Source organism: Butyrivibrio sp. Su6 (assembly GCF_900108105.1).
GTDB lineage: Bacteria > Bacillota > Clostridia > Lachnospirales > Lachnospiraceae > Butyrivibrio.
This window is the reverse complement of sequence record NZ_FNUR01000006.1, coordinates 1-24708: the sequence shown is the minus strand read 5'-3', so window position 1 is coordinate 24708 and position 24708 is coordinate 1. Positions and strand designations below refer to the sequence as shown.

Annotated in this window: 23 protein-coding genes; 3 read left to right on the top strand and 20 right to left on the bottom strand. The window is 39.7% G+C overall.

Annotation, left to right across the window (positions count from 1 at the left end; translation table 11 throughout):
• Window positions 1-2: 2 nt before the first annotated feature.
• The gene (locus C4S54_RS08155; protein ID WP_103869092.1) at window positions 3-1289 is read right to left on the bottom strand and encodes an adenylosuccinate synthase; all 1287 of its coding nucleotides are present in this window, start codon (window positions 1287-1289) and stop codon (window positions 3-5) included.
• A gap of 252 nt (window positions 1290-1541) precedes the next feature.
• Here C4S54_RS08155 and C4S54_RS08150 point away from each other — a divergent pair, with 252 nt between their 5' ends.
• Window positions 1542-3257 (top strand): methyl-accepting chemotaxis protein, encoded by a 1716-nt coding sequence (locus C4S54_RS08150; protein WP_103869091.1) that lies wholly within the window; start codon window positions 1542-1544, stop codon window positions 3255-3257.
• Window positions 3258-3309: 52 nt separating this feature from the next.
• On the opposite strand, the gene C4S54_RS08145 is transcribed toward C4S54_RS08150, so the two are convergent.
• The 5 genes from C4S54_RS08145 to C4S54_RS08125 form a co-directional block, all read right to left on the bottom strand.
• Complete coding sequence (locus tag C4S54_RS08145; protein WP_103869090.1) at window positions 3310-4290, bottom strand: carbohydrate kinase family protein; 981 nt, start codon at window positions 4288-4290, stop codon at window positions 3310-3312.
• Window positions 4283-5773, bottom strand: a complete 1491-nt coding sequence (locus C4S54_RS08140; RefSeq protein WP_103869089.1) for a glycoside hydrolase family 32 protein — start codon at window positions 5771-5773, stop codon at window positions 4283-4285. Before C4S54_RS08140 ends, C4S54_RS08145 begins: the two co-directional genes overlap by 8 nt.
• Window positions 5774-5914: 141 nt before the next feature.
• Window positions 5915-7567, bottom strand: a complete 1653-nt coding sequence (locus tag C4S54_RS08135; RefSeq protein ID WP_103869088.1) for an ABC transporter substrate-binding protein — start codon at window positions 7565-7567, stop codon at window positions 5915-5917.
• Between the two features lie 64 nt (window positions 7568-7631).
• Window positions 7632-8549: a carbohydrate ABC transporter permease gene (locus C4S54_RS08130; protein ID WP_200821057.1), complete on the bottom strand. Its 918-nt coding sequence runs from the start codon at window positions 8547-8549 to the stop codon at window positions 7632-7634.
• A 12-nt stretch (window positions 8550-8561) separates the two neighbouring features.
• On the bottom strand, window positions 8562-9482 hold the full coding sequence (locus C4S54_RS08125) for an ABC transporter permease (protein ID WP_103869087.1): 921 nt from the start codon (window positions 9480-9482) through the stop codon (window positions 8562-8564).
• 198 nt (window positions 9483-9680) lie between these two features.
• Between C4S54_RS08125 and C4S54_RS08120 the strand changes: the two genes are divergently transcribed.
• Window positions 9681-10733 (top strand): LacI family DNA-binding transcriptional regulator, encoded by a 1053-nt coding sequence (locus C4S54_RS08120; protein WP_103869086.1) that lies wholly within the window; start codon window positions 9681-9683, stop codon window positions 10731-10733.
• Window positions 10734-10765: 32 nt separating this feature from the next.
• Here the strand turns inward: C4S54_RS08120 and C4S54_RS08115 are convergent, their stop codons facing one another.
• From C4S54_RS08115 to C4S54_RS08090, 6 genes are all read right to left on the bottom strand, one after another.
• Entirely contained in the window at window positions 10766-11959 is a 1194-nt protein-coding gene (locus C4S54_RS08115) for a Gfo/Idh/MocA family protein (protein WP_242973766.1), read from the bottom strand.
• Window positions 11959-13125 (bottom strand): Gfo/Idh/MocA family protein, encoded by a 1167-nt coding sequence (locus C4S54_RS08110; protein ID WP_103869085.1) that lies wholly within the window; start codon window positions 13123-13125, stop codon window positions 11959-11961. Before C4S54_RS08110 ends, C4S54_RS08115 begins: the two co-directional genes overlap by 1 nt.
• Window positions 13126-13139: 14 nt before the next feature.
• Window positions 13140-14225 carry a Gfo/Idh/MocA family protein gene (locus tag C4S54_RS08105; RefSeq protein WP_103869084.1) on the bottom strand — a complete coding sequence of 362 codons (1086 nt, stop codon included), beginning with the start codon at window positions 14223-14225 and terminating at the stop codon, window positions 13140-13142.
• A gap of 67 nt (window positions 14226-14292) precedes the next feature.
• Window positions 14293-15954: an extracellular solute-binding protein gene (locus tag C4S54_RS08100; RefSeq protein WP_103869083.1), complete on the bottom strand. Its 1662-nt coding sequence runs from the start codon at window positions 15952-15954 to the stop codon at window positions 14293-14295.
• 38 nt (window positions 15955-15992) lie between these two features.
• Window positions 15993-16862, bottom strand: coding sequence for a carbohydrate ABC transporter permease (locus C4S54_RS08095; protein ID WP_103869082.1), 870 nt, complete (start codon window positions 16860-16862; stop codon window positions 15993-15995).
• 15 nt (window positions 16863-16877) lie between these two features.
• Entirely contained in the window at window positions 16878-17783 is a 906-nt protein-coding gene (locus C4S54_RS08090) for an ABC transporter permease (RefSeq protein WP_103869081.1), read from the bottom strand.
• 280 nt (window positions 17784-18063) lie between these two features.
• On the opposite strand from C4S54_RS08090, the gene C4S54_RS08085 reads away from it, so the two are divergent.
• Window positions 18064-18936, top strand: coding sequence for an AraC family transcriptional regulator (locus C4S54_RS08085; protein ID WP_103869080.1), 873 nt, complete (start codon window positions 18064-18066; stop codon window positions 18934-18936).
• A gap of 209 nt (window positions 18937-19145) precedes the next feature.
• On the opposite strand, the gene C4S54_RS08080 is transcribed toward C4S54_RS08085, so the two are convergent.
• From C4S54_RS08080 to C4S54_RS08050, 8 genes are all read right to left on the bottom strand, one after another.
• Window positions 19146-20495 carry an MATE family efflux transporter gene (locus C4S54_RS08080; RefSeq protein ID WP_103869079.1) on the bottom strand — a complete coding sequence of 450 codons (1350 nt, stop codon included), beginning with the start codon at window positions 20493-20495 and terminating at the stop codon, window positions 19146-19148.
• A gap of 50 nt (window positions 20496-20545) precedes the next feature.
• Complete coding sequence (locus tag C4S54_RS08075; protein WP_103869078.1) at window positions 20546-21208, bottom strand: alpha/beta hydrolase; 663 nt, start codon at window positions 21206-21208, stop codon at window positions 20546-20548.
• A gap of 5 nt (window positions 21209-21213) precedes the next feature.
• A complete protein-coding gene (locus C4S54_RS15990; protein ID WP_160110728.1) occupies window positions 21214-21381 on the bottom strand; it encodes a hypothetical protein in 168 nt (55 codons plus the stop codon).
• Between the two features lie 24 nt (window positions 21382-21405).
• Window positions 21406-21645, bottom strand: coding sequence for a helix-turn-helix transcriptional regulator (locus C4S54_RS08065; RefSeq protein WP_022772986.1), 240 nt, complete (start codon window positions 21643-21645; stop codon window positions 21406-21408).
• Complete coding sequence (locus C4S54_RS08060; RefSeq protein ID WP_022772985.1) at window positions 21642-22115, bottom strand: hypothetical protein; 474 nt, start codon at window positions 22113-22115, stop codon at window positions 21642-21644. The genes C4S54_RS08065 and C4S54_RS08060 overlap by 4 nt, the downstream gene beginning before the upstream one ends.
• Before the next feature lie 95 nt (window positions 22116-22210).
• Window positions 22211-23005, bottom strand: a complete 795-nt coding sequence (locus C4S54_RS08055; RefSeq protein WP_103869076.1) for a class I SAM-dependent methyltransferase — start codon at window positions 23003-23005, stop codon at window positions 22211-22213.
• A 127-nt stretch (window positions 23006-23132) separates the two neighbouring features.
• Window positions 23133-23297 carry a hypothetical protein gene (locus C4S54_RS15985; RefSeq protein ID WP_160110727.1) on the bottom strand — a complete coding sequence of 55 codons (165 nt, stop codon included), beginning with the start codon at window positions 23295-23297 and terminating at the stop codon, window positions 23133-23135.
• Between the two features lie 918 nt (window positions 23298-24215).
• Entirely contained in the window at window positions 24216-24677 is a 462-nt protein-coding gene (locus C4S54_RS08050) for a GNAT family N-acetyltransferase (RefSeq protein WP_089904312.1), read from the bottom strand.
• Between the last annotated feature and the right edge of the window lie 31 nt (window positions 24678-24708).

Sequence of the window (24708 nt, the reverse complement as noted above, 5' to 3'; positions counted from 1 at the left end):
TATCATCCTTTTTTACGATATATTATATCTGTTCTTGCAGGACCGTTGCTGACCATAGTGATCGGATATCCAATATGTTCCTCGATAAACTCAATATATTTTCTGCAGTTCTCAGGAAGGTCTTCGTAGTTCTTTATTCCTCTGATATCGCATTTCCAGCCAGGAAGTACCTCATATACAGGCTTAGCCTTTTCAAGAAGGTGTGTAACAGGGAATTCTGTTGTCACTTCACCGTCAATGTCATATCCTACGCAAACAGGTATTTCATCAAGGTATCCTAACACATCAAGTACTGTGAATGCAACATCAGTTGTACCCTGAAGTCTGCAGCCATATTTACTTGCTACGCAGTCATACCAGCCTACTCTTCTTGGTCTTCCTGTAGTAGCGCCGTACTCACCGCCGTCACCACCGCGTCTTCTGAGTTCTTCTGCCTCATCTCCAAAGAGCTCTGAAACAAATGCACCTGCTCCTACTGCTGATGAGTAAGCTTTGGATACTGTAACGATCTGCTTGATCTCATATGGAGGAATACCTGCTCCGATAGCGCCGTAAGCAGCAAGAGGTGATGAGGATGTAACCATAGGATAGATTCCGTGGTCAGGATCCTTCATGGTTCCAAGCTGTCCCTCTAAGAGAATTGTCTTTCCTTCCTTAATTGCCTGATCAAGATAAAGAGCTACATTTCCAATATATGGTTTAACCTGCTCTCTCCAGCTTACGATCTGCTCAAAGAGCGCTTCCTGATCGATTGGTTCTGCATGATAAAGATTCTTTAAGATAACATCTTTGATCTCAGCTATTCTTGCGATCTTTTCCTTAATAACCTCATCATCCTGGTAAAACTCGTTGATCTGCCATCCAATCTTGGCAAACTTATCAGAATAGAAAGGAGCAATACCTGACTTTGTTGAGCCAAAGCTCTTTCCTGCAAGACGAGCTTCCTCAAGAGTATCGAAAAGTACATGATAAGGCATCATTACCTGAACTCTGTCTGAGATCATTATCTGTGGCATTGGAACACCCTTTGAAGTAATCTCATTAAGTTCTTTCATGAACTTTGTTATATCAAAAGCTACACCGTTTCCGATGATGTTCATTATATGTGAATGAAAAACACCTGATGGCATAGTGTGAAGTGCAAACTTGCCATAATCATTTACTATAGTGTGGCCTGCGTTAGCGCCTCCCTGAAAGCGAATAACAACATCGGCATTATCTGCAAGAGTATCTGTGATCTTGCCTTTTCCTTCGTCTCCCCAGTTTGCGCCTACTACTGCTTTAACCATTTTTAAACCCTCACTTTTTTCTTAATAGCATTTTCAATGCATATTCATAGTACTCTTGTAACATATATAAGTAAAATCGATATTTATTATGGTTGCCATAAACTATACTTATATCTGAAAAAAGTATAAATTCACGTATATATATGTATTTTTTTACGTCTAAATACTAAAATATTATATATATCTTGTCGATAAAACATTCAGAATAAGGTTTGTGCCTTTTTTAGGTATGGAAAATGATAGGAGGTTATCATGGCTAAGAAAACGGCAGTTAACAATGAATTTACGTCTGGCTCATTTAAGAAGCTTCCCGTAGCTGACAAATTCAAAAAGGTTTTTAATAAATTTCAGACTAATCTTATCGTAATATTCGTAGTTATCATTCTGATCGATGTTACTGCTCTGTTTAACCTGCATAACATATATGCGGTTTACTACGAGCAGAACACTCAACAGGGTGAAGTACGAATAACTATTCAGGCTCTGGCGAAATATTATCTGTGGGCACTTGCTGCTAAGGATGCTGATGACATCCAGACACAGATTGAAGGTGCTCAGGAAAAGATCCAGGAGCTGAATGATGGTCTTGATACACTTAGTAAAGTATATAAAGGTGATCTGTCCACTGCTTATCAGCATATAAGTGATATAGACAAGGCCGATGATACCCTTATTCAGATGTTCTCAGACGGTGCCTCAGACCAGGATCTGTATGACTACTATGTAGGCACTGTAAATGAGGCCATAAAAGTCGTTGTAAAAGACTTTAAGGAAATTGGAATCTCAGCAAAAGCTCAGGCATCTTCCGCATACATCCTCGCTCTTATCAGCGTACTTGTAATGACTTTGATATCTCTCATAGTTGTTGTTTATGCGATAATGTACTCATTAAAGGCGAGAAAAGCTCTTACAGACAGCATCCTGCAGCCGATAAATGCCATTGCAGAAGCTGCAGACAAAATGGCCAAAGGTGAAATTGAGATCAAAGTTGAAACAGATTCAGAAGATGAGCTGGGAAGACTTGCAAATGATATCACGGAAGCTACCGATGTTATTGAAAATATCGTAAGAGATATTGATGAAACACTTAAGAGAATGTCTTCAGGTGATTTCTCTTCAGGTTCTCAGAATGAAAAGCTTTATATTGGCGACTATGAGGCCATCAGAAGAGCTCTTTCAGATATTTCTGATAATCTTTCAAGCACTCTTTCAGAAGTTAAGAACTCTTCACAGCAGGTTTCACAGGGCGCTGTTAACATGTCACAGGGCGCTAATGACCTTGCAGAAGGTTCTACAGATCAGGCAGCTGCAGTTGAGGAGCTCACAGCTTCAGTTAATTCTATTAACGAGCAGACCAAGCAGCTTGCAGAAGTGGCTGAAAAGAGTAAGGAAATGGCTACAGAAGTCAGAGATAATGCTGAAGCAAGTGCCAGAAAGATGCATCTTGTTACAGATGCCATGACAAGGATCACAGAGGCTTCTGCTGAAATTGAGCAGGTAACGAACTCCATCGAGGCCATTGCAAAACAGACTTCACTCCTTGCCCTCAACGCTTCTATCGAGGCTGCAAGAGCAGGTGAAACAGGAAAAGGCTTTGCAGTCGTAGCCGATCAGATTGGAAAGCTTGCAGATCAGTCAAGTGAAGCTGCCAAGAACACTCACCAGCTTATTGCTGATACTATGGATGAGATCAACAACGGTAACTCAGTTGTTGCTGAAACAACAGAAGCTCTTGACGCTATGCAAAACAGCGTAGAAGAGATCACAGAGATGATCATCCAGACCGGTGACCTTGCTGAACAGCAGGCTCAGAGCATGGATGAGATAGATAAAGGTATAGAAATGATATCCAATGTAGTTCAGAACAACTCCGCTACCGCTGAAGAATCAAGCGCGGTTTCCCAGGAGCTTTCGGAGCAGTCTGAATCACTTAATAATCTCATTGGACAGTTTACAATTAACGAGTAATACAATTTAGCCAATAAGCCCTTTGCGTAGGCAAGATCCTGCGTGAGGGGCTTTATTTTTTGCCAAAACGAACCAAGAAGGCTTCAACCTCTTCTTTTGAAGGCATTACGGAAAGCGCTCCTTTGCGCGTTGTGATTATTGAAGCTGCAGCATTTGCAAAGTCAAGGCACTCAAAAAGCTCCTCTTTAGTAAGACTGTTTATGCCTTTTTTGTGTACATAGTCAATTGCGCAGGCGCAGAAGGTATCACCGGCACCTGTAGTTTCTATAGTGTCAGGATTCAGATATCCTTCTTTTTTAACAACCATATCTTTATACAGAGCCATGCTGCCATTTGGTCCAAGAGTTGCAAAGACAAGAGAAATGCCAAAATCTCTTTTTATCTTCTCAGCACCTGCCTGGATATCAGATATTCCCGTAACAAGCTCTACTTCATTATCTGATATTTTAAGGATATCGCAGTTACTTAGTCCATATTCAATGGCTTTTAACGCCTTTTCTTCCGACTCCCACAGTGGTGCTCTGTAATTAGGGTCAAAAGAAATGAGGCATCCCGCTTTTTTAGCTATGTCAACAGCAAGCTCTGTTGCCGTTCGAACCGTCTCATCTGTCATTGAAAGAGTTCCAAAATGGAATACATCTGCGCTCTCAATAAGCGCTCTGTTTGCCAGAACATCATCAATACTCAGCATCATATCAGCACCGGGTTTTCTGTAAAAAGAAAAATCCCTGTCACCGTTTGGAAGCTTATTTACAAAGGCAAGTGTAGTGTGTATCTCCTTATCAAAGGTAAGTCCCTTTGTGCTTATGCCCTGCTTGCTTATCCTCTCAGCAAGCAGCCTCCCAAAGAAATCATCTCCAACTTTTCCGATAAAAGCTGTGTCATTTCCAAGATTTTGAAGCATTGAAAGAACATTACAGGGAGCTCCGCCTGGGTTAGCCTCAAATAAAGGATTTCCCTGACTACTATCTCCACTGCCTGTAAAATCGATCAAAAGTTCCCCAAGAGCAACAACATCTATTTTTTTATTCATCTTTTCCCCTCACAAGTTCATGCATTGTCACATCCATCAATAGCTCTCCCTGAGCTTTAAAGCTGATTCCTTCAGCCTTCACATCAGTAAGAATGACCATTGACATAGCCTGCTCACCATCATTTATGAACAGCTCCATGCTGTATCTGTCCAGGACAAGTCTTAATGTAATCTGTCCCTTATTATTAGCCACTTTACATCTTCTCTGATGGACAATAGCCCTTCTGCTTCCGGAATGTTTTCTGTCAATCTTTACAATATTCATCTCCGGATCGTATTCAATGGTTGAAAAAGCTTTGCCATTATCTGCAAATCTTATCTCAAACTTTTTATATGAAAGATCATCTCCTGTTGGTCTGACCTTTACAGTCATATCTATGCATCTTCCCTCAATGCTTGAAAGTGATGCGCTGTCAGATATAAGCACGTTTTGTCTGCTTATTCTTTTTCCGTAGTAATTCTCTATTTCTCTGGCTGGTCTCTGCATGAGCTTGTTATTTTCAAGCCAGATTTCCCTTGGGAAGCTCATCTGTCCAAACCATGGGAAATCATCGCGTCTGATACCGCATGTATCCCAGTTCTGCATCCAGCCGATCATGATCCTTCTGCCGTCAGCAGCAAGGATTGTCTGTGGTGCATAAAAATCAATTCCGTAGTCTATTGCCTGGAAATTTTCTTCGCAGTAATCACCATTTTCATCCAAATGACCAATTACGCACAAAGTTCCATTACCGTTATGGAATTCCAGCTCCTCAGGAAGCATATCCTGTGGACTTGTCATAAGAAGCTGTTTGCCATCAAGTTCAAAATAATCGGGGCATTCCCACATCACTCCGAATCTGCGGTTATTCTTTATGACAAGTTTGTCATATTTCCAATGGATCCCATCCTCGCTCACATACTTGAGGATCTGTCCATCTTTATCCTCTGTCTTATTTCCTACAACAAGATAGTACTTGCCGTTTTCTCTCCATACCTTAGGGTCTCTGAAATCATACTTTCCTGCGCCCTCCGGTAAAGTAGTGCTGTCAATTACAGGGTTATTTTCATACTTTTTGTAATCTGTTCCATCTCCAAGAGCAATGCACTGAGTCTGAACTTCTCTGATATTACCCTCTTCATCTTCTTTCTTTTCAACACCTGTATAGACAAGGAGCTGCTTACCATCTTCCATCTCTATGGCACTTCCTGAAAAGCATCCGTCTTTATCATGCTGCTCATCCGGTGCCATTGCACAAGGAAGGTACTGCCATGTTATAAGGTCAGCACTCTTTGCATGTCCCCAGTGCATAGGTCCCCATACTGTATCATATGGATAATACTGGTAAAAGAGATGATACTCCCCTTTATAAAAGCTAAAACCGTTTGGATCATTCATCCAGCCACATCTGGGAGTAAGATGAAAAAGAGGCCTTTGCTCCTCCGGGATCATCTTTTCCTTCTTTGCTTCATATTCTCTGGCTTTGTTTAATTTATCACTCATTCTTTGTTCCTCACTTAAATAAATCCTGTATTTCTTTTTCCGGCTGATGAAAGATCTGGTAAACAGTTTTTTTCCATAAAAGAGGGAGGATAAATTAATTCTCCTCCCCCTCGCCTTTCATAATGTAAAAAACATTCTTAATTACTTGTAGAACTCATCAAAGTACTTCTGATAGATTGAAAGGTACTCATCAAGACCATATGCATTGACCTGCTTGATGTACTCATCCCAGTCAGCATCTGTAAGGCCGTTCATTACGAAGTTACTTCTGCTTGAGTTGATGTAGCTGATAAGATCTGTCTGGATAGTTGTAAGCTTTTCTGTGTCATCTGCTGTCATGAATACGTTAGGATATACATACTGGCAGTGCATGTCATCTGTGTAGTACTCTTTTATCCAGTCAAGACGATACTGTGCATCATCAGGACATGTTACGTATACGCCATAGTACTCATCAAGGATTGCAAGAGGTCCGCCTACGCACTCAGCTTCACGAACTTCTACAGGTGATGCATCTCCAAGAGGTGCGTGCTTAAGCATCTTTTCACCATTTGCATTTGTTGAAAGCTCGAAGATATCGAATTCATCGTCTTCGCCATATGTTCCCCAGTTGTTCTGTGGTGACTGGAATGGATCATACATAAGATCAAGCCAAGCACATACGAATGCAGGGTTAGCGCACTTTGATGTTACAACGCATCTGCCGCGGTCAAAACCTGATGTGAATGAAGCATTTAAAGGTGTTACGTTCTTGGTATCTGCCTGAAGAGCTGCAAGTGGAACGAAGTCTTCAAGGTTATCGATGTTGGCAACATCCCATGTGAAGCATACGCCGTATCTGTGGGATTTTCCTTTTGCTACATATGTAGACCAGTCCTGTGTAAAGCACTCAGGATCGATAAGGCCCTCTTCATAGAGCTTATGGAGCCACTGCATACCAGACTTAAAGCCTTCCTGAGTAGCTGTGCAGATGACCTTCTTGTCATCAGTAACTGCAATGTGCTGTCCTATGTCGTTATCGCCGTAGCCTTCGCCAAAACCGTTGATAAGAAGACTTGGATCCTGATCGTTCATGATGCATGACATAGGAATGATATCGCCTTCGATACCAAATTCTTTCTGAAGGTCTGCTGCGTGATCCTTAAACTGCTTAAGTACTTCTTCAAACTCATCAACTGTTGTAGGTGTCTGAAGTCCAAGGAAATCAAGCCATTTCTTGTTGATGTATGTGAAGTTGTTACCTACTGTCTGGATAGCTGTCTTGTTTGAACCAAGCTGTTCGATCCAAGGAAGTGCCCAGATATGTCCCTCTGAATCCTCACACATTGTGCGGTATTCAGGATACTTGTCAAATACAGCCTTAAGATTAGGCATGTAGTTATCGATGTACTCTTCCACAGGAATGATCACGCCCTGATCTGCATATCTGATAAGATCAGAGTTGCTGAATCCTGCATTGAAAACGAAATCTGTAAGAGTGTTCTTGTTTGCCATGTTGAGCTGAATCTTATCGCCCCACTGATCGCTTGAAATAGCTGTCCAGTCAACATGTACATTGGTTTCTTCTTCAAGTCTTTTGAAGATTGTTCTGTTGTTAGGTTCTGACTCAGTTCCTGATGGATAGCTGATCATACCTGTGATTGTAACTTTGTTCTCAAGTGGGAAGCTAAGATCATCTGCTGAAACGCTGGCTGATCCACTGCCTGATGCCCCGTTGCCACAACCTGTAGCTATGCCTGCAGTCAGTGCAAGTACAAGTGCAGCACTTAAAAATTTTGATGCTTTCTTTTTCATTTTTCCTCTCCTTTTCCCTCTAACATTACATTATTTAAAACTTCTTTTTGTAAGGAAGTTCTGCTCAACCTTTTACAGACCCCACCATAATTCCTGAATCAAAGTATTTCTGGAAGAATGGGTACATAACTATAAGTGGTAAGCTTGAAACTATGATGGTTGCATATTTTAAAAGTTCTGCAAGCTGTGCTCTCTGGGCTGTACTCTGCATATCTGCGATCATTCCAGGATCAGGTTCGTTCTGAATAAGGATTGCTCTGAGCACCAGCTGAAGCGGCTGCTTGTTTGCAGAGTTTAAATAGATCATCGCATCAAAGTAGCTGTTCCACATTCCAACGAACTGCCAAAGGATAAGCACTGCAATAAGTGGTGTGCAGACAGGAAGAAGTATTCTAAAGAAGAACACAAGCTCATTGGCTCCATCAACGTCTGCTGCCTCTCTAAGTTCACTTGGAATTCCTTTGTAGTAGGTTCTTGCGATTATCATGTTCCAAACACTAAATGATCCCGGAAGGATTACTGCCCACATACTGTCAAGAAGACCTAAGTTGCTGACAAGAAGGTATGTAGGAATAAGTCCGCCTCCAAAAAACATCGTTATGATAAAAATTGTGTTGAATATTTTTTTACCCTTAAAATCATCTCGTGACATTGGATAAGCACACAGCAGTGTAATAAATACTGAAATAAATGCGAATAGTACTGAATAAAGCACTGCGTTAAAAAAGCCTGTCCAGATCTGAGGGTTTGTCATTACTCGCTCGTAAGCCGTGAGTGTCCACTTGCTGAGGTCAAAAACTATTCCCTTATTCTGAAGTGTTATGGGATCCATGAATGAAGCAATTATGATATAGACCATGGGTCCTATAATAGCCAGTACAAATGCTGCAAGGATGATATATCCAACAAGAAGAAATGTCTTATCTCCAAGAGAAGCCCTTGCGAACTCGCTCTTTTTCCTGATTGAAAGTGATTTTTCCATTTTGATATCTCCTTATAATCCCTGTCCGTCATTGAGCTTCTCTACTACTTTATTAACTGTGATGAGAAGAATGACATTGACGATAGTATTGAAAAGACCTACCGCTGTGGAATAACTGTAATCACCATTAAGCAAACCTTTTTTGTAAACGTAGGTTGCTATGATCTCAGATGAAGCAAGGTTCATATCTGACTGTAATGCATAAGCTTTCTCAAAGCCTATGCTCATGATGTTTCCGGCCTGAAGTATGAACTGGATAACAACCATGTCCTTTATAGCAGGCCACTCAACTGCCTTTATCTGCTGCCAGATATTCGCTCCATCGATCTGAGCTGCCTCTTTTAGCTCTTTGCTGGCATTGGATAAAGCCGCGGTGTACATGATCGATGCCCAACCTGCTCCCTGCCAGATTCCGCTTATGATGTAGATCGGTCTGAAAGCTGCCGGGATCGTAAGGAAGTTTATGCTCGTTCCAAGCAAAAGGTTAAGTGGTCCTGTTACTGAAAGAAGTATTCTGACCATACCACAGAGAACGATGACTGAAATAAAGTTTGGCATGTAGAGAACCAGCTGAATTTTCTGCTTGATACTGCTGCTTGTCACTCTGTTAAGCAAGAGCGCCAATATGATCGGCATTGGGAAGCCCCAAAGAAGACCGAAAATACTAAGTTTTAATGTATTGGTAAGATATTGGAAGAAGTCAGGCGAAGATAAAAACTGCCTGAAATATTTAAGACCAACCCACTCGCTCCCCAATATTCCTTTGAAAGGGTTATATTTCTGGAATGCGATAAGAATGCCTCCCATAGGAACATACCTGAACACGATCGTAAGGATTAGTGCAGGCCCCAAAAAGAATACGTACAGTTGCCAATGCTGCTTAATATATATGAATGTATTGTGTAAGCTGTTGTCCTTTGCTTTTGCATTCATAACGCTCCCTCCCCATCTGTTTTACATTTGTAACATTTTCTTTTGCGTATGTAAAATATAACATATGGTAAAAAAACTGTCAATATAATACTTTTACATTTGCATCATTTTATTTTTACATTTGACACAATAATTTTTACATTTTATAATGATATGGGTGTTATGCATAAGAAAAAACACTAAAGAACGGAGATTACAATGGCAACCAAGGTTACACTTCAGGATATAGCAGATGCTCTTGGAGTATCCAGAAATACAGTTTCAAAAGCAATCAACAATACGGGGGTTTTAGCTGAGTCAACGAGGCAGAAGGTTTTAGAAAAAGCAATAGCTATGGGATACAAACAGTTTTCATATGCAAACTCTGTAGCTGATATCAAAAATCCTTCTTTTACCAGAAATAAAGCTGCCGGGGAAATAGCTCTTTTCACAGGAGGACTTCTTAATAACTCTCACTTTGCTTCTACTATGATCGACAAGTTTCAGAATGAGGTATCGATTCTTGGATATAGCCTTACCATGCACAGAGTAGATGAGAACAATGTGACAGACCTCAGTCTCCCACTTTCATTTAATCCCGACAACACTAAGGCAATTGTATGTATCGAGATGTTCAACCATCCCTACTGTGAGATGCTGTGCGAACTTGACATTCCGGTACTTATGATAGATGCTCCCGTTGCAAGCTACTGGAAACCATTAAATGCAGACATCCTGCTTATGGACAATTCCACAAGCATTTACACAGTGATAAACGATATGAGCAAAAAGGGCATGACAAAAATAGGCTTCGTAGGCCAGGTAACTCACTGTCGTTCATTCTATGAGAGATTTACTGCCTTTAGAGAAGCACTGTACATCAATAATCTGGAATTCAATGAAAAATACTGTCTTTCAGAAGTTCACAGTCATGATTCTCATTATAAAGATTATTTATTCAAGGCTCTTCAGAACATGGAAGAACTTCCGGAGATGTTTATTTGTGCCAACGACTTCGTTGCACTTGATCTTTTATATGGGCTTAGAAAGCTAGGCATCGAATGTCCAAGGGACATTAAGCTGTTTGGATTTGACGACTCACCTGAGTCCAAGATAATGACACCTTCACTTTCGACCAGTCATATTCACAGCCAGATAATAGGCTATTCTGCTGCCAACATGGTCATGTCAAGGATTGAGCAGCCTGATCTTAACTACCGCATCACTTATACAGAAACAGATCTGATATATAGAGAATCTACGAAAATGTAAAAGAAAAAAGTGCCTACAGGCACTTTTTTCTTTTACCATTGAACAGACCATCGTCTGCTATAATTACCCATATCCTTTATAGCACCTTTAGTTTTTTTAGCTAATTTGTCAGACACTTCAGATGCTTTTTTTCTATTGAGATAAAATAAAAACTCATCTTCATCAACTGGAAGGTCAACAACACTTCTTTTCCATGAAGAAAGATATGCAGCATTGCTGATTCCAAGACTCTTAATTCCCTCCTCGCCCGGTGCTATGAGTTTTGTTCCATTCAAAATGTGATCACTGAAATTTTCCATAATAAGAATATGTCCATCCCGTTCGTCTTTTAGATTTAAGACTATCTCTGTAACCTCTTCACAAGGCATGGATTCTTTAGAGTTAAAACAAATCTTCCTCTCGTCCTTTTTCAAAAGAAAAAGTTTCAGCACTCCATTTTCTGCAATTGCTTTGCCATAAGTCCCGCTGATTTCAAGTCTGTTGCTGCCTGGATACTCTCCTGTTGAAGTTATGAAAGTAGCTGTTGCTCCATTGCTATATTCAGCATATATCGTTGCATCATCCTCAACATCAACATCATGGAACAGCCCTTCATGACAAAAAGCTGTAAGCGATGAAGGCATTCCCATTATCCATTGCCATATATCAAGGTTATGCGGTGCCTGATTGAGCAATACTCCGCCTCCCTCGCCATTCCAGGATGCTCTCCAGCCTGATGACTCATAGTATGCCTGAGTCCTATACCAGTTGCTGATTATCCAGTTAAATCTCTTTATATCTCCAAGTATTCCAAGGTCAACAAAGCTCTTAAGGGCACTAAATATATTGCTGGTTCTTTGGTTGAACATTATCCCAAAACTTTTGCCGCTCTCTAAAGCTTTTTTATCCATGAGTTCAACTGACTTTGTATCAACTCCTGCGGGTTTTTCTGTTAAAACATGTAATCCTCTATCAAAGGCATCTATTGCCATTTTGGTATGTTGATAATGGGGCGTTGCAATAAGACACACATCCAAATTACTCGACGAAAGCATCTCTCTATAATCCGCGTAATATGAGACCTTGTCCCCAAACTGTCCCCTTGCCCAGTCAATCCGATTTTTATCACAATCACATACACAGGTCAAAGTCGAATTTTTAACCTCACCATTGAAAAGAGCTTTTGCATGCGCACTTCCCATATTTCCAATTCCAATTATGCCATATCGAACCATTTTCATACCCATCAATAGTTTCCTACTGTTATTTTTTCCTCTGTAAAATTCTCAACAAATGATTTTTTTTCATAAAAGTGCACTGCGTTTTTCTGTATGCCGTCAGCCTTGTAATATTCCGAGTTCTCAGCTATAGGAAGGCTGATAGTTTTCTTTTCAAACCCCGCTTCGTAAATAGCTGTTATTACTTCAATCGTTCTTTTTCCATCTTCTCCTGTTATCAGTGGTTTTCTGCCATTCTCCAATGCGGAAAGGTAATCATCTATCTCGCCGGTATGCCCTTCATATTTAAGATCAGGCAATTCATCATAGAACTTATTTATTTTCTCGATAAGTTCAGTGTTCCCCCCATCTACCGGGAATCCATTTTCCATTCCTACCTCAGCCTTAAGACTCCACGGCATGGAAATCTTGGCATCGGCACACTGAAGAGTGATTCCCTGTTCCTCACCATGGCTAACTACAGATGAAATAACTTCTGCCACAGATCCATCCTCATATTTCAGACATGCCAGTGACAAATCCTCCACTTCAGCATTATCATGCATAACATTGGTCAATACCGCCGTCGCTTCAACAGGAGATCTCTCTTCTATCCAATTGAGCATATCTATATGATGAACTGCATGATTAAGCGTAGGCCCACCTCCCTCTTTTTCCCAGATTCCTCGCCACCAAAGATCATAATAACAATGGGCTCTCCACCACTGGGAATCAACTCTGGCAAGACAGATTTTACCGGCAAGACCTGACTTTGCCAGCTGTTTTAGCTTATATACCCCATCTCTGAATCTGTTCTGCGCTATTACTCCAAGGGTTACGTTGTTTTTCTTTTCAGCTTCCAACATCCTATCGCACTCTTCAAGGCTTGCTGCCATTGGCTTTTCCACAAGGACGTTTTTCCCGGCATTCATACAATCAATGCTTATTGATGCATGTACATAAGGTGGTGTACAGACATGAACTAAATCTATTTTTACGTCTGAAGCAAGCATACTCTTATGATCAGCAAATACTCTTACATCACTTCCAAGATTGTATTTTTCTTTTATGCTTTCAGCTTTATTGGGATATATATCGCAAAGAGCTACGATTTTGCATCTTTCAGGAAACTCCAACAGTCCCTGTACATGAAGATTGGAAATATTACCCGTTCCAACTATTGCAACGTTTATCATACTTTTCTCCCCTATTATTTATGCGTTAAATATTTAGCTTCCATTTCAGCTTTTACGCACAATTCAGCCGCTTTAAAGGCATGTTCCTGCGTCATTGCATTTTCAGTTCTGTTGATACAGTCCAAAATGAGCTGTCCAAAGAATGGGAACCCCACTTTTCCATTAACTTCAAAATGCTGTTCTCCATCCTTATTTACAAGATAAACATGATCACAGGTTCCATCTCCTGTACCAATGTTTACATACTTTCTTATCTCGATATATCCTTCAGTTCCAAGTATTATTGTTCTTCCATCTCCCCAGGTTGAGAGGCCATCCGGGGTAAACCAGTCAACCCTGAAATGCTGGGTTGTACCATTATCACCTACAATTATTGCATCGCCAAAGTCTTCAAGTTCCGGATAATCAGGGTGCCCATAATTGCCAACTTCACTATATGCCACATGCGCATCTTTGACTCTGCAATAGTATAAAAACTGTTCTATCTGATGGGAACCAATATCACATAATATTCCGCCATATTTTTCTTTTTCAAAAAACCAGTCTGGTCTTCCCTTTGGATTACCTACTCTGTGAGGTCCAAAGCCATCCACATGGATGGGTGTTCCTATAGCCCCCTCATCCACAAGCTGGCCAGCAAAAACTGCAGACTCAACGTGGATTCTTTCACTGTAATAGACCATATATTTCTTTCCGGTTTTGGCTACTGTTTCTTTTGCCATTGAAAGCTGCTCCAAAGTCGTAAGTGGCGCTTTATCGGTAAAATAGTCTTTTCCATGCTCCATTACTCTTATTCCAAGCTCACACCTCTTCCAGGTCTCTGCCGCTCCACAAACAAGTTTTACTTCCGAATCATTTAATATCTCATCCTCTGAAGATGCTATTTTTACCTCCGGATATGCCTTCTGAAAAGCTTCAGCTTTTTTTACATCCCTGTCATATACCCACTTGAGCGTTGCTCCGGCTTCAATAAGTCCATTGCACATGCCATAGATATGACCATGATCAAGGGCTATCGCTGCAATGACGAATTCTCCTTTGTTCACAACCGGTGCCGGCTTACCTTTTGGTGCATAATTCATTCCATCTTTTTTATCCATAGCCCCAAATACTCCTCTTTTTTAATATAGGGAAACAGTCAAAATAACTGCTTCCCCATAGGTATGGTTAGTTATTGTAATGCTCTTCTCTCTCTGAAATGATTGTGTCAATTCCTACTGACTTAAGTTCATCCATGTATTCGTTGTACATCTGATCAAATTCTTCAGGAGCACATGTGATCATCTTTACCTGATAATCATCTTTTGCTATGTTAAGATCTGTGATCAGATCTGCTGTAGAAGGTGATGTGTAGGATGCATCGTGATTAAGTGTTCCTGCAAGAGCATACTCATAGTTTTGGATAACATAATCTTCATATCCGGGAGCTTCCTTTGATGTGCACTTATTGAAGTCATCAACTGTCTCGAAGTATCCCTGATTACCTACAATAAAGAGGTCTGTTCTGATCCAGTCTTTATCCTGAGCATTGTATTCAGCATCTTTAACAACCGGAACTCCGTCAACCATATCGTAATGTTCGCCTTCAAATCCATGATAAAGAACAAAACCGCCATCTTCTGTGCACATCCAGTCAAGATATGTCATGCATGCTTCTACAACTTCTTCACTTGCTGTCTTAGGGCAGAAAGCAATAAGTCCGCCAGCACCATATGCTGCTGAATAAACCTGACCATCATTTATATTCTTGAACTGAGGAATAGAAACAAAATCTGCATCACTTACATTCTCTTTTAATGTCTTAAGAAGTGATCCACGAAGTACGTCAACATTACCGTTTACGCTGTATTCACAGAACCCAAGGTTACCGGTTACGATTTCACTCTTGAAATCATCTTCTGCAAGGTTATAATACTCCTGGTGAAGAATTCCGCCGTTGTAGAGTTTATTAAGGAACTGATAATAATCATACATACCAGGATCGTAGTAATCCTGAATGACATCCTCACCACCGCCGCATACATTAACTTTTAGCGGGTCCCCTGCAATCTTTGAAAATACCTGCTTTAAGTTCCAACCGTTCCAGATAATTGCGCCAGAAACACCTGTCATACCATCTGGATTCTCATGAACCATCTTATCAAGTGCTGTGTACAGTTCATCGGGATTTGTAGGAATCTCAAGTCCCAGCTTATCAAGCCAATCTTTTCTGATAAAGAAGTTACTCTTTGCAGTTGTAGCTCTCTTAGCCACGATACCATAGAGCTCGCCGCTTTCATTTCTTCCGATATCAATAACGTCACTTCCAAGATATTTTTTCATGTTAAGAGCCTGGTCAGCTCCATCAATGAACTCTGATAGATTCCATGTTCCGCCCTGGTTATAGTAGTCTTCTGCATAAGCATAAGTGTAAGTCAGCGTAAGGTCAGGAGCTGTCTGAGAAGCTACCATAGCCTGCATCTTTGTTACTTCATCCCATCTTGGAACAGGGACAAACTCTACGTTGATTCCAACCTTGTTCATCTGCTCATTTACATACTTTGTCCACTTGTTATCTGTGATAGTTGAGCCATCAGGAGCATTGCTTCTGTCAAAGAGTTCTACTGTGATCGTCACATTATCAAACTGCTTTGAGCCGTAAGTTGTCTGATACTTACTTGCTTCTGCAGCTGTAGCACTATCAGTGCTCTCAGTACTAGTCGCTGTTTGAGTCTGTGTCTCTGTTTTTGGTTCTGCCCCCGTCTCAGCCGGCGCTGTACTTCCGCATCCAACTACCATTGTTGCTGCAAGTGCAATAGCCAATGAGTTTTTCAATACTTTGTTTTTCATTAGTGCCTCCTTATTTTTTACCCCCATATGAGGTATGATTATCCTTTTACTGATCCAACCATTACACCTTTAACGAAATACTTCTGAAGCCATGGATATACAATAAGAATAGGTATTGTTGATACAGCAACTGTCGCCATCTTAAGAGACTGGCTCATAACCTGCGTTCCGATACCCTCTGCATTTGCATTAGAGTTATTAAGCTCCTCTCCAAACAAAAGACTCCTGAGTCGAAGCTGTAATGTATACAGTTCAGGCTTTTGAATATAAATAAGTGCGTCAAAATATGTGTTCCAATAACCAACAGCATAGAACAGTCCCATGGTTGCGATGATAGGAACCGAAAGAGGAAGAATGATCTTATTTAATACCTTCATGTATGATGCGCCATCAATTCTTGCAGCCTCCTCCAAACTCTCCGGAATATTTTTAAAAAATGTTCTCATAACGATAAAGTTAAATACGTTGATGGACTGTGGTACAAACAGCGCAAATACTGTATCAAATAGTCCCAGAGACTTGACTGTCAGGAAAGTTGGGATCATTCCGCCGCTAAAATACATAGTAAAAAGAATAAACGCTGTAAAAAAGCTTCTTCCAGGCAAATCTTTTCTAGAAAGCGAAAATGATGCAAGAATTGTAAGAACAAGACTTAATGCTGTTCCTGCAACTGTTATGATCACAGTATTCTTCATCGCCATCCAAATTTGTGTCTTTCCAAGGATCTGTCTGTAAGCATCAATATTAAAATCGATCGGATAAAAAGTTACTCTCCCTGAAAGCACTGCATTATAACCACTTACTGAGTAAGCCAGTACATTCAAAAAAGGATATATGCATATAAAAGCAAGTACTGCTAAAAGCAGATCATTAACAATTAGTCCCGGTGTAAGTTTCTTTGTTTTCACACTTTATTCCTCCCGTCAGATTATTCCGTCTTCACCAATTGCCTTTGCAAACTTATCAGCAACAAACAAAATGATAATATTTATTACCGACTGAAAAAGGCCAATCGCAGTAGAATCACTATATTTTGCCTTTTCAATACCAATTCTGTAAGTGTACGTACTGATAACTTCTGATACATCCATAACTTTCTTGTTTCCCAAAAGAAGCGGAGCATCAAGGCCAATTGACATCATCTTTGAAATCTGAAGAATAAGCATTGTAACAATTACTGACTTGATTGAGGGAAGAGTTATATAGATTAGTCTTTGAAATTCTGTGGCGCCATCCAGATATGCTGCTTCATATAAGCTCTCATCAACACCTGTCAAAGCTGCGAGATAAATAATAGTTCCCCATCCTATCTCTTTCCACACATTACATACAACATAAGTGAATATCCACCATCCATGATCACTCATAAACGGAATAGGACTTCCTCCCATATTTTCAATCACTCTGTTGATGCTTCCGTTTGTCATAGAGAAAAGATTTGTAGCAATTCCTGCTACAACTACCCATGATATAAAATGTGGTAAATATAAAACTGACTGGGTTATTCTCTTGAAATGTTTGTTTCTTACTTCATTAAGCATAAGAGACACGATGATCGTAAGCGGAAAACTTACAAATAAAGTAGCAAAATTCAACACTAAAGTATTTCTTATAGCGTTCCAAAAATTTTTGCTCTTAAAGATTTTTGAGAATACTTCAAATCCGCACCAGGGACTGTCTGTAATCCCTTTAAAAACGTTGTAATTCTTGAATGCAATGGTGATTCCATACATTGGGATATACTTAAACAGTACATAATATAAAATTACCGGTACCAGCATCACGTATATCCACTTATAGTTCCATACCTTCCTTATTGTCTTTCTCATTTGTTTCACCCCAACTTTTTTTCTGAAAAAGAACCTTCCCCTAGTTGTAAATATAACACTGCCCCTTTGATGTTTCTTACACTTCTATGTATATTTTTTTTGCGCAATATGACCTTTTTAGGATAGCAATATCTGCACATTTAATGTGTTTTTCTGATATTTTTTGCGCAATTGTATGATTTTAACAAAATATTAATGTCAGATTGTGCAATGTATACATATTGTGTTTCTATCAATATTGCATTATCCTATTTTTAATATCTTGATAAGGAGAATTGTTATGACAGGCAAGAAGATACTAAAGAAATTTCAGCCGGTAAAAGGAGATCTTCAATGTGAAGTAAAGTCTATTGATGCTCCATTCGACTATACTGATGACATGCACAATCATTTCTGCCACGAGATATTGATCTTACTAGACGGAGAAATCTGGTTATACACCGAGTTTTCAGGAAAAGTCATGCATAAGGGGGATGTTGCTTTCATACCTCACTACCTGTTTCACACGGCAGATATTCACACTCTTAATAAATATGATCGCGTCGTTATAAACGTTTCTGACGCGGTTCTCAAAAAAGCTTCCAACAAAAAGTTCTCTCTATGCTCATGTTTTGAACCATATGACAGTGAAGACAAATCTCTTCACTCTATACATCTGTCAGAAGAAGAACTAGAGGAAATAAAAAAACAATGCATCTGCCTTCAAAAGAATATCGAACATCCTAAAGCTTCTTCCGATATTTTGGTCGACGCATATCTCAAACTGATAATGGTGAAACTCACTTCCAAACACTCTGATAATCCAATGGAAGATACTCCAAATGCCCTTCCAGATATTGTCAGCAGAACATTTGAATATATAGATGCACACTTAACTGAAGAGATTACCCTTAGTATCCTGGAAAAAGAAATTCATCACAATGGAACTTATATTTCACGCTGCGTTAAGAAATTTTCAGGACTTACAATACAGCAGTATATTATTGCCAAAAAGATTGCTCTGGCCTGCAAATTGCTACAGGAGGGCTATTCTCCCAGCGACGCATGTTATATGTCAGGTTTTAACAACTATTCCAATTTTTCCCGAACATTTTCCAAACAAATCGGGTATTCACCAAAACAACTACAAATGGCAACCAGAAAAATTAAATAGATATTAACATTTTTTAATGACAATTTACACGATATTTAATCTCGTTTAAGATTAGAAAAAGCACCTTTTTATGACCGTCAGAACCGGATTCATCCAGAAGCATATTTTTAAAGCAATAAAGCTTTCTGTTACAAAAGATCCGGATGCAGAAGGTGAATGCTAAAAAAGGAGTCCTTGGATAAAAAATCCATGGACTCTTTTTTGTCTCTTCAGGCTGATGCTTTAGTTCTTTTGCCAATTAAACAATAGTATGTCACCATGAGCATCAGAAAAGCGCCTATCCATGCAGATACTTCAGAAATGGCAATGCCCTTAAATCCGTTCCTTCCTACCAGGAATCCAAAGATCAGTCTCATAATGACTTCAAGACCGCCTGAGAGCATTGGTATAAAGGTATTGCCCAACCCCTGAACAGAGTATCTGTATACAAAAAGCCATCCCAAGGCAAAAAAGCTCATTCCCATGATTGGCATAAAATCGGTGCAATAACCGATTATCGTATTATCAGTCAGCAGCATCTTAGCCAGACTTCCGGGCACAAATATCATAAGGAGCGATATCGGCACATTCACCACTGTGGAAAGCATAAGGCCCTGTCTTACTCCTGTGCGTATCCTGTCATATTTGCTGGCGCCCTTATTTTGCCCTACAAAGGTCATCATGGAAAGACCTACAGACATTCCGAACTGCTCAAAGAGTGATGCAAATTTCATGCAGGCTGAGTATGCAGCCACATATGCGCTTCCCATAAGATTTACAAAATACTGCAGAACCATGGCCCCTGCAGCTGTGACCGAATTCATAAACGCCACAGGAAGTCCTATTTTCATCAGTTCAACCAGTAAAAGCTTTTCATCTGCTATTTCTGATGTGTCTTTTTCCAGGCTCATAAAATTGATGGTTCTAAGCTTTTTAAGGCACAAAAGATATGATACAAACTGAGAAACTACTGTTGCAACTGCCGCCCCGGCAACTCCTGTGCCAAAGGCCATTATCAAAATGATATCCAGCATGATGTTCACAAGTGAGGAACAGATCATAGCAGTGAGGGGCGTTCTGGAATCTCCCATTGACTGGAGAATTGTGATCTCAAGATTATTCATAACCGTCACTACAATTCCCAGTAAGATCACCGCAAAATATCTATATGAATCGTCATAGATATCTTCAGGAGTGTTCAAGAACGTCAGCATCTTATTGAGCAGAGAAATGCAAACTACAGTAAACACTATTCCAAAAGTTATACTGAGCTTCTTGGCTGCCCTGATATACGCATTCAGCATAGCAATATCATTTTTTCCAAAGCTCTGTGCAAAGGTTATGCCAAATCCTCTTGTCATTCCTACAACAAATCCAAGTATAAGGAAATTAAGTGTCCCTGTTGCCCCAACAGCGGCCAGTGCCTGATCCGAGATTCCTTTGCCAACTATAATGCTATCCACAAGACTATATAGTTGTTGGAAAAGATTTCCCCATAATAATGGCAAAAAGAACAGTATGATCTGTTTCATACTGTTTCCTGAGGTCATATTTTGTGTGGTCTGTTCTGTATTTGTCATGGCCGCTCTCTTTAGTCTTTCTCTTGATGTTAATTATTTAATAGTTAAGATCATTTAAGTATCCAGGCTATTCCCTTTGCAAGACGCAAATCTGCATCTTTGAAATGATTTCCCGGATTCATTTCAAACGTAGTTTCTATTCCCTTATTTTTGTATTGATCATAAACTTTTCCGGTCTTATCTTCAACTGTACTAAGAAGCGCGTTGCGAGTGCGCGCCTCTTTATCACCAAGGGAAAAATATACTTTTGAAGGCATTTTACAAAAATCATTTTTTTCTACATATTCTGAAAATGAAGGATACCACATAGAACCTGATGCACTCACTGCTCTGGTGAACACATCAGTCTTATACAAGCTGTAAAGTGCAAACAATCCCCCAAGCGAATAGCCTGCGATAGCCGTATATTCAGGTTCTGCGCCAAGCTCATCTTTTATCGCAGGGATTATGCTCCCAGTCAGCTTCTCAAGATATCTGTCGGCTCCGCCCGTGTAAGGACTGTCATTTTTATACAAAGGTGCACATTCCCAGGGAGACATCTCATCATTCCAGTTGATATCACTTATAACAGCAAGATTCAGCTCTTTTTCCGTTATGGTACAAAGCGCACTATAAACATTACTTTCATCACCCTGAAATGTATTCATGACAATAAGTGGCGCAGATTTCTCTCTGTCTCCATGTATATAGATATGCTTTCCTTCAACTATCATGTTCGTTATACCGCTCCAGTCTTGTCTACCAGACTAAATACCTTTCCATTACTAATAGTCAGCACATGATCACAACAAAGCTCAATCAATTCCGGATCATGTGTAGAAACAAACACTGTTCTTCCTGCCTCTGCAAGAGACTTCAAAAGATCAGATACGTTTCTTACCCTCATATCTATTTCCATTTTCAGTGATCTTTAGTCCTGATTATTTACAAACAATTCATGGAATTCCTTTCTTCCCGGAACCCACGCTTTCTCATAAATATGCGTAAAATGATTCTTAACAGTCTGCTCCGATATTCCAAGCATAAATGCTATTCTTCTATTTGAAAAACCGGACACCTTCAGAAAGCCCAGCTCCAGTTCACGTCTAGTAAAGCTGTATTTCTGAGCAACTTTGAGATACTGCTGTTTTGTTATCTCATTTTTCGTCATTCTCCCAGATCCATTTCTTCATTCATCTTCCGCTCTGCATTCAGCCTCAGTGGAAGAAGCAAAAACTCAATAATAACTGCATATAATCCGGCCAGAAAACAGACTGCCAAATTGGGACCTATCGTATATGGATCGTCTAATCGTCCCATCAACAGAACCCCTGATATGATTATTGCAAAAAGAGCTGCATATATAGTAAGCTTCTGGGCCGCATCGACAGCGCCTATTATATTTTTCAGTTCCAACAGACTAAATGGCCTGATGCCAACTGAAAATGCTTTTAAGAAATTCTTCCATTCCCCCATGATAAGTAATCCCGGAACAAAGATTAGTACTATAAGCAGTATCGATGGCAAGTCAAGGAACCATAAGACAGCAGACATCCCCCAGCTTCCCCCTAATACAGTCATCATAAATACCGCAATGAACAGTAGCAATTCACCGATTAGAACCAGTCTTATATTCTTCATGGCAGGTCTCCTTTCAAATGCGAATAACTTTACCTACTTTGACCCTACCACAAACTTGTCAGAAAAGATATAGTACCTTTTGCTCCCTGGTCCACTTACTTTATCCCCTGTGCTATGAAAGTTCCATATTCCTTCTGAAGATTGATGGCGCCACCTTCTACATGAGGTAGCAGCATATTAAGAATCTCTTCTCTTTCCATAGTTCCAATGCCATGAAGAGCCTTCAGACTCTGAAGGTAATCTGCAAGATCATCTATATTTGTAACATGAAGAGAATCCTCGTATCGGCGCACCTCTATATCCGCAAACTCTTTTCCCAGAACATCTCCTCCGTTCTGAAGGGTAAATAGATGGTTAGGATCATAGTTCTTGCCAACAAGCCCAAACCATTCAGCAATAATATCATTGAAATTGTGCTCACCGTATGTAGCGCTGTAAAAAACGCCATCATCCTTAAGTACTCTTCTGACCTCACTGATTGCTTTATCTATATCCGGCACGTGATAGAGCATCATGTTTGCTATTACTATGTCAAAAGAGCTCTCTTCAAAAGGTATATTCTGAACATCGATTTGCTTGTATTCTATGTTTGAAAACTCTCCAACGTTCTTCCTTGCAGCGTCAAGCATAGCTTCAGAAAAATCAGATAGAACAAGCTTATCACACTTTGCGATGAGATCGCCGTGCCCTTTCCACATATCGCCTGTTCCGCATCCAATCTCAAGTACTTTCATGCCCTCTTTAATCTCATAATTAGATATAAGCCAGGGGCCAAACCCCATCTTGTTTGTTGAATACATATTATGGAAGTTGATTCTGGTATCAAGGCTTTTGGATGATGCATACTGTGCCTTTACTGCCTCTTTATCGTTACTGCTACCCATTTTCATACTAAATTTTCTCCTTATATTTAATCTCTCATTTAATGTATCGAATCAAAAAATCAGTAATCTTTAGTATGCTATATAATTTACCGGCATGCAAATCAAATAATTACGGTTCATCTGAGATATCCATTCATCTAAGATATTTATCCACCAAATCACTTACAATCTTCGAATTCAAAACATCCTGTTCAGTCTCAAAAGTAAGGATTAGGCGCTCTTCTGGCATAATCCCGTTTATTTGATAGCTATTGAGCTTTTTAACCGCCTTGATGGCGTATTCAGGCTTGTCCATCATCCCTTCGTGCTCCCAATAAATCTCTTTTCGTAGTTTCCTCGAAAGGAATGTGAACTCAGGATAGACTATCCCATAACCCGATAGGTTTAATGGTTTTTCATACTTATATAGAACATTAGTAGAAATGAAATCAACTAGCTACTTAGCCTTGAATTGACTCATTTTGAACAAGACCGGATTTGTAGTCATCTGATTACAGCTCGACACTTGACTCATATACAGAATTATGGGATTGCGGTCATGAATATTCCCCAAGACCATTGACTCATTTTAAAAAAACATGTTTTGAGATCATAACATTTCTATGCGATAGTTGATCTATATATAGCAATAACTTATTTAGAGTCAACCGCTCAGCCATCTCCGGTTGACTCAAATCGAATAATATCAGCTTTACAGTCAACTACTTCACCGTATTTTGTTGACCCATTTTGAAATAACCAAGATTTGCAGTCATAATGCCTTGCATATGATAGCCTCAACTAAAAGAATATCAGATTCACAGCCAAGATATTTTATATACACAAGCAAACTGACATGCCTAAATAGGGTCTTCGAAGCATCTTTTAGTATCTTATAGAATCGTAAAGTGAAATTTTTAATTCCCGAATAGGAACGACTTAAATAGAAAACCGGAAGCCACATGGGCTTCCGGTAATAGATTTTTGAATATTTCCGAAGAAACAATATTCTGCCATAGCAGATGATTATCTCTTTGAGAACTTTTTCACTCTCTTAAATGCCTTGTTTTGGGCATTTCTAGGGCGAGTTGCTGTTTACCTGCTGCGTACGGTAGAAAGCTCAGGGCTACTGTATGCGGCTGGTGGCAACTTTAATAACCGCGATCAAAAATAATACTCTGATTTTACTTTCTACTCATTAAATCTTTGTCTGTCTTTTGTAAGATTATCTTCTGATTTACAATACTAATGCCATGCATATGGCGCCTTCAAGACAATCATACGGAGGATAGTTGTCAATAAGCGAATATCCTCGTCTCTCATATAGTCCTACAGCATCCAACATAATAGGTCTTGTTTGCAGTATTGCTCTCTTGTAATTCATTTGTCTGGCTTTTTCCTCAATAAAGTCCATCATTCTACTAGCAATCTTTTGACCTCTTGACTCAGCTTCTACCCATACACGCTTTATCTCAACATCACTATCAGAATACTTTTTCAGTCCTGCACAACCAACAGGTTTTCCGTTGATATATGCTATGAGAACATCAGATATAGTATCAGATAGATTGTATGGAACAAACCCAGCTCTTTTTTCTACTCCGCCAACAATCTGACTATAGTATTTTTCCGTTTCTATATAGAACTGTTGAAAAGCTTCATTGTTTCCATCAGTCCATTTGAATTCAATTCTATCCATTTCTTTTGTCACCTTATTTAATTATCTTCCG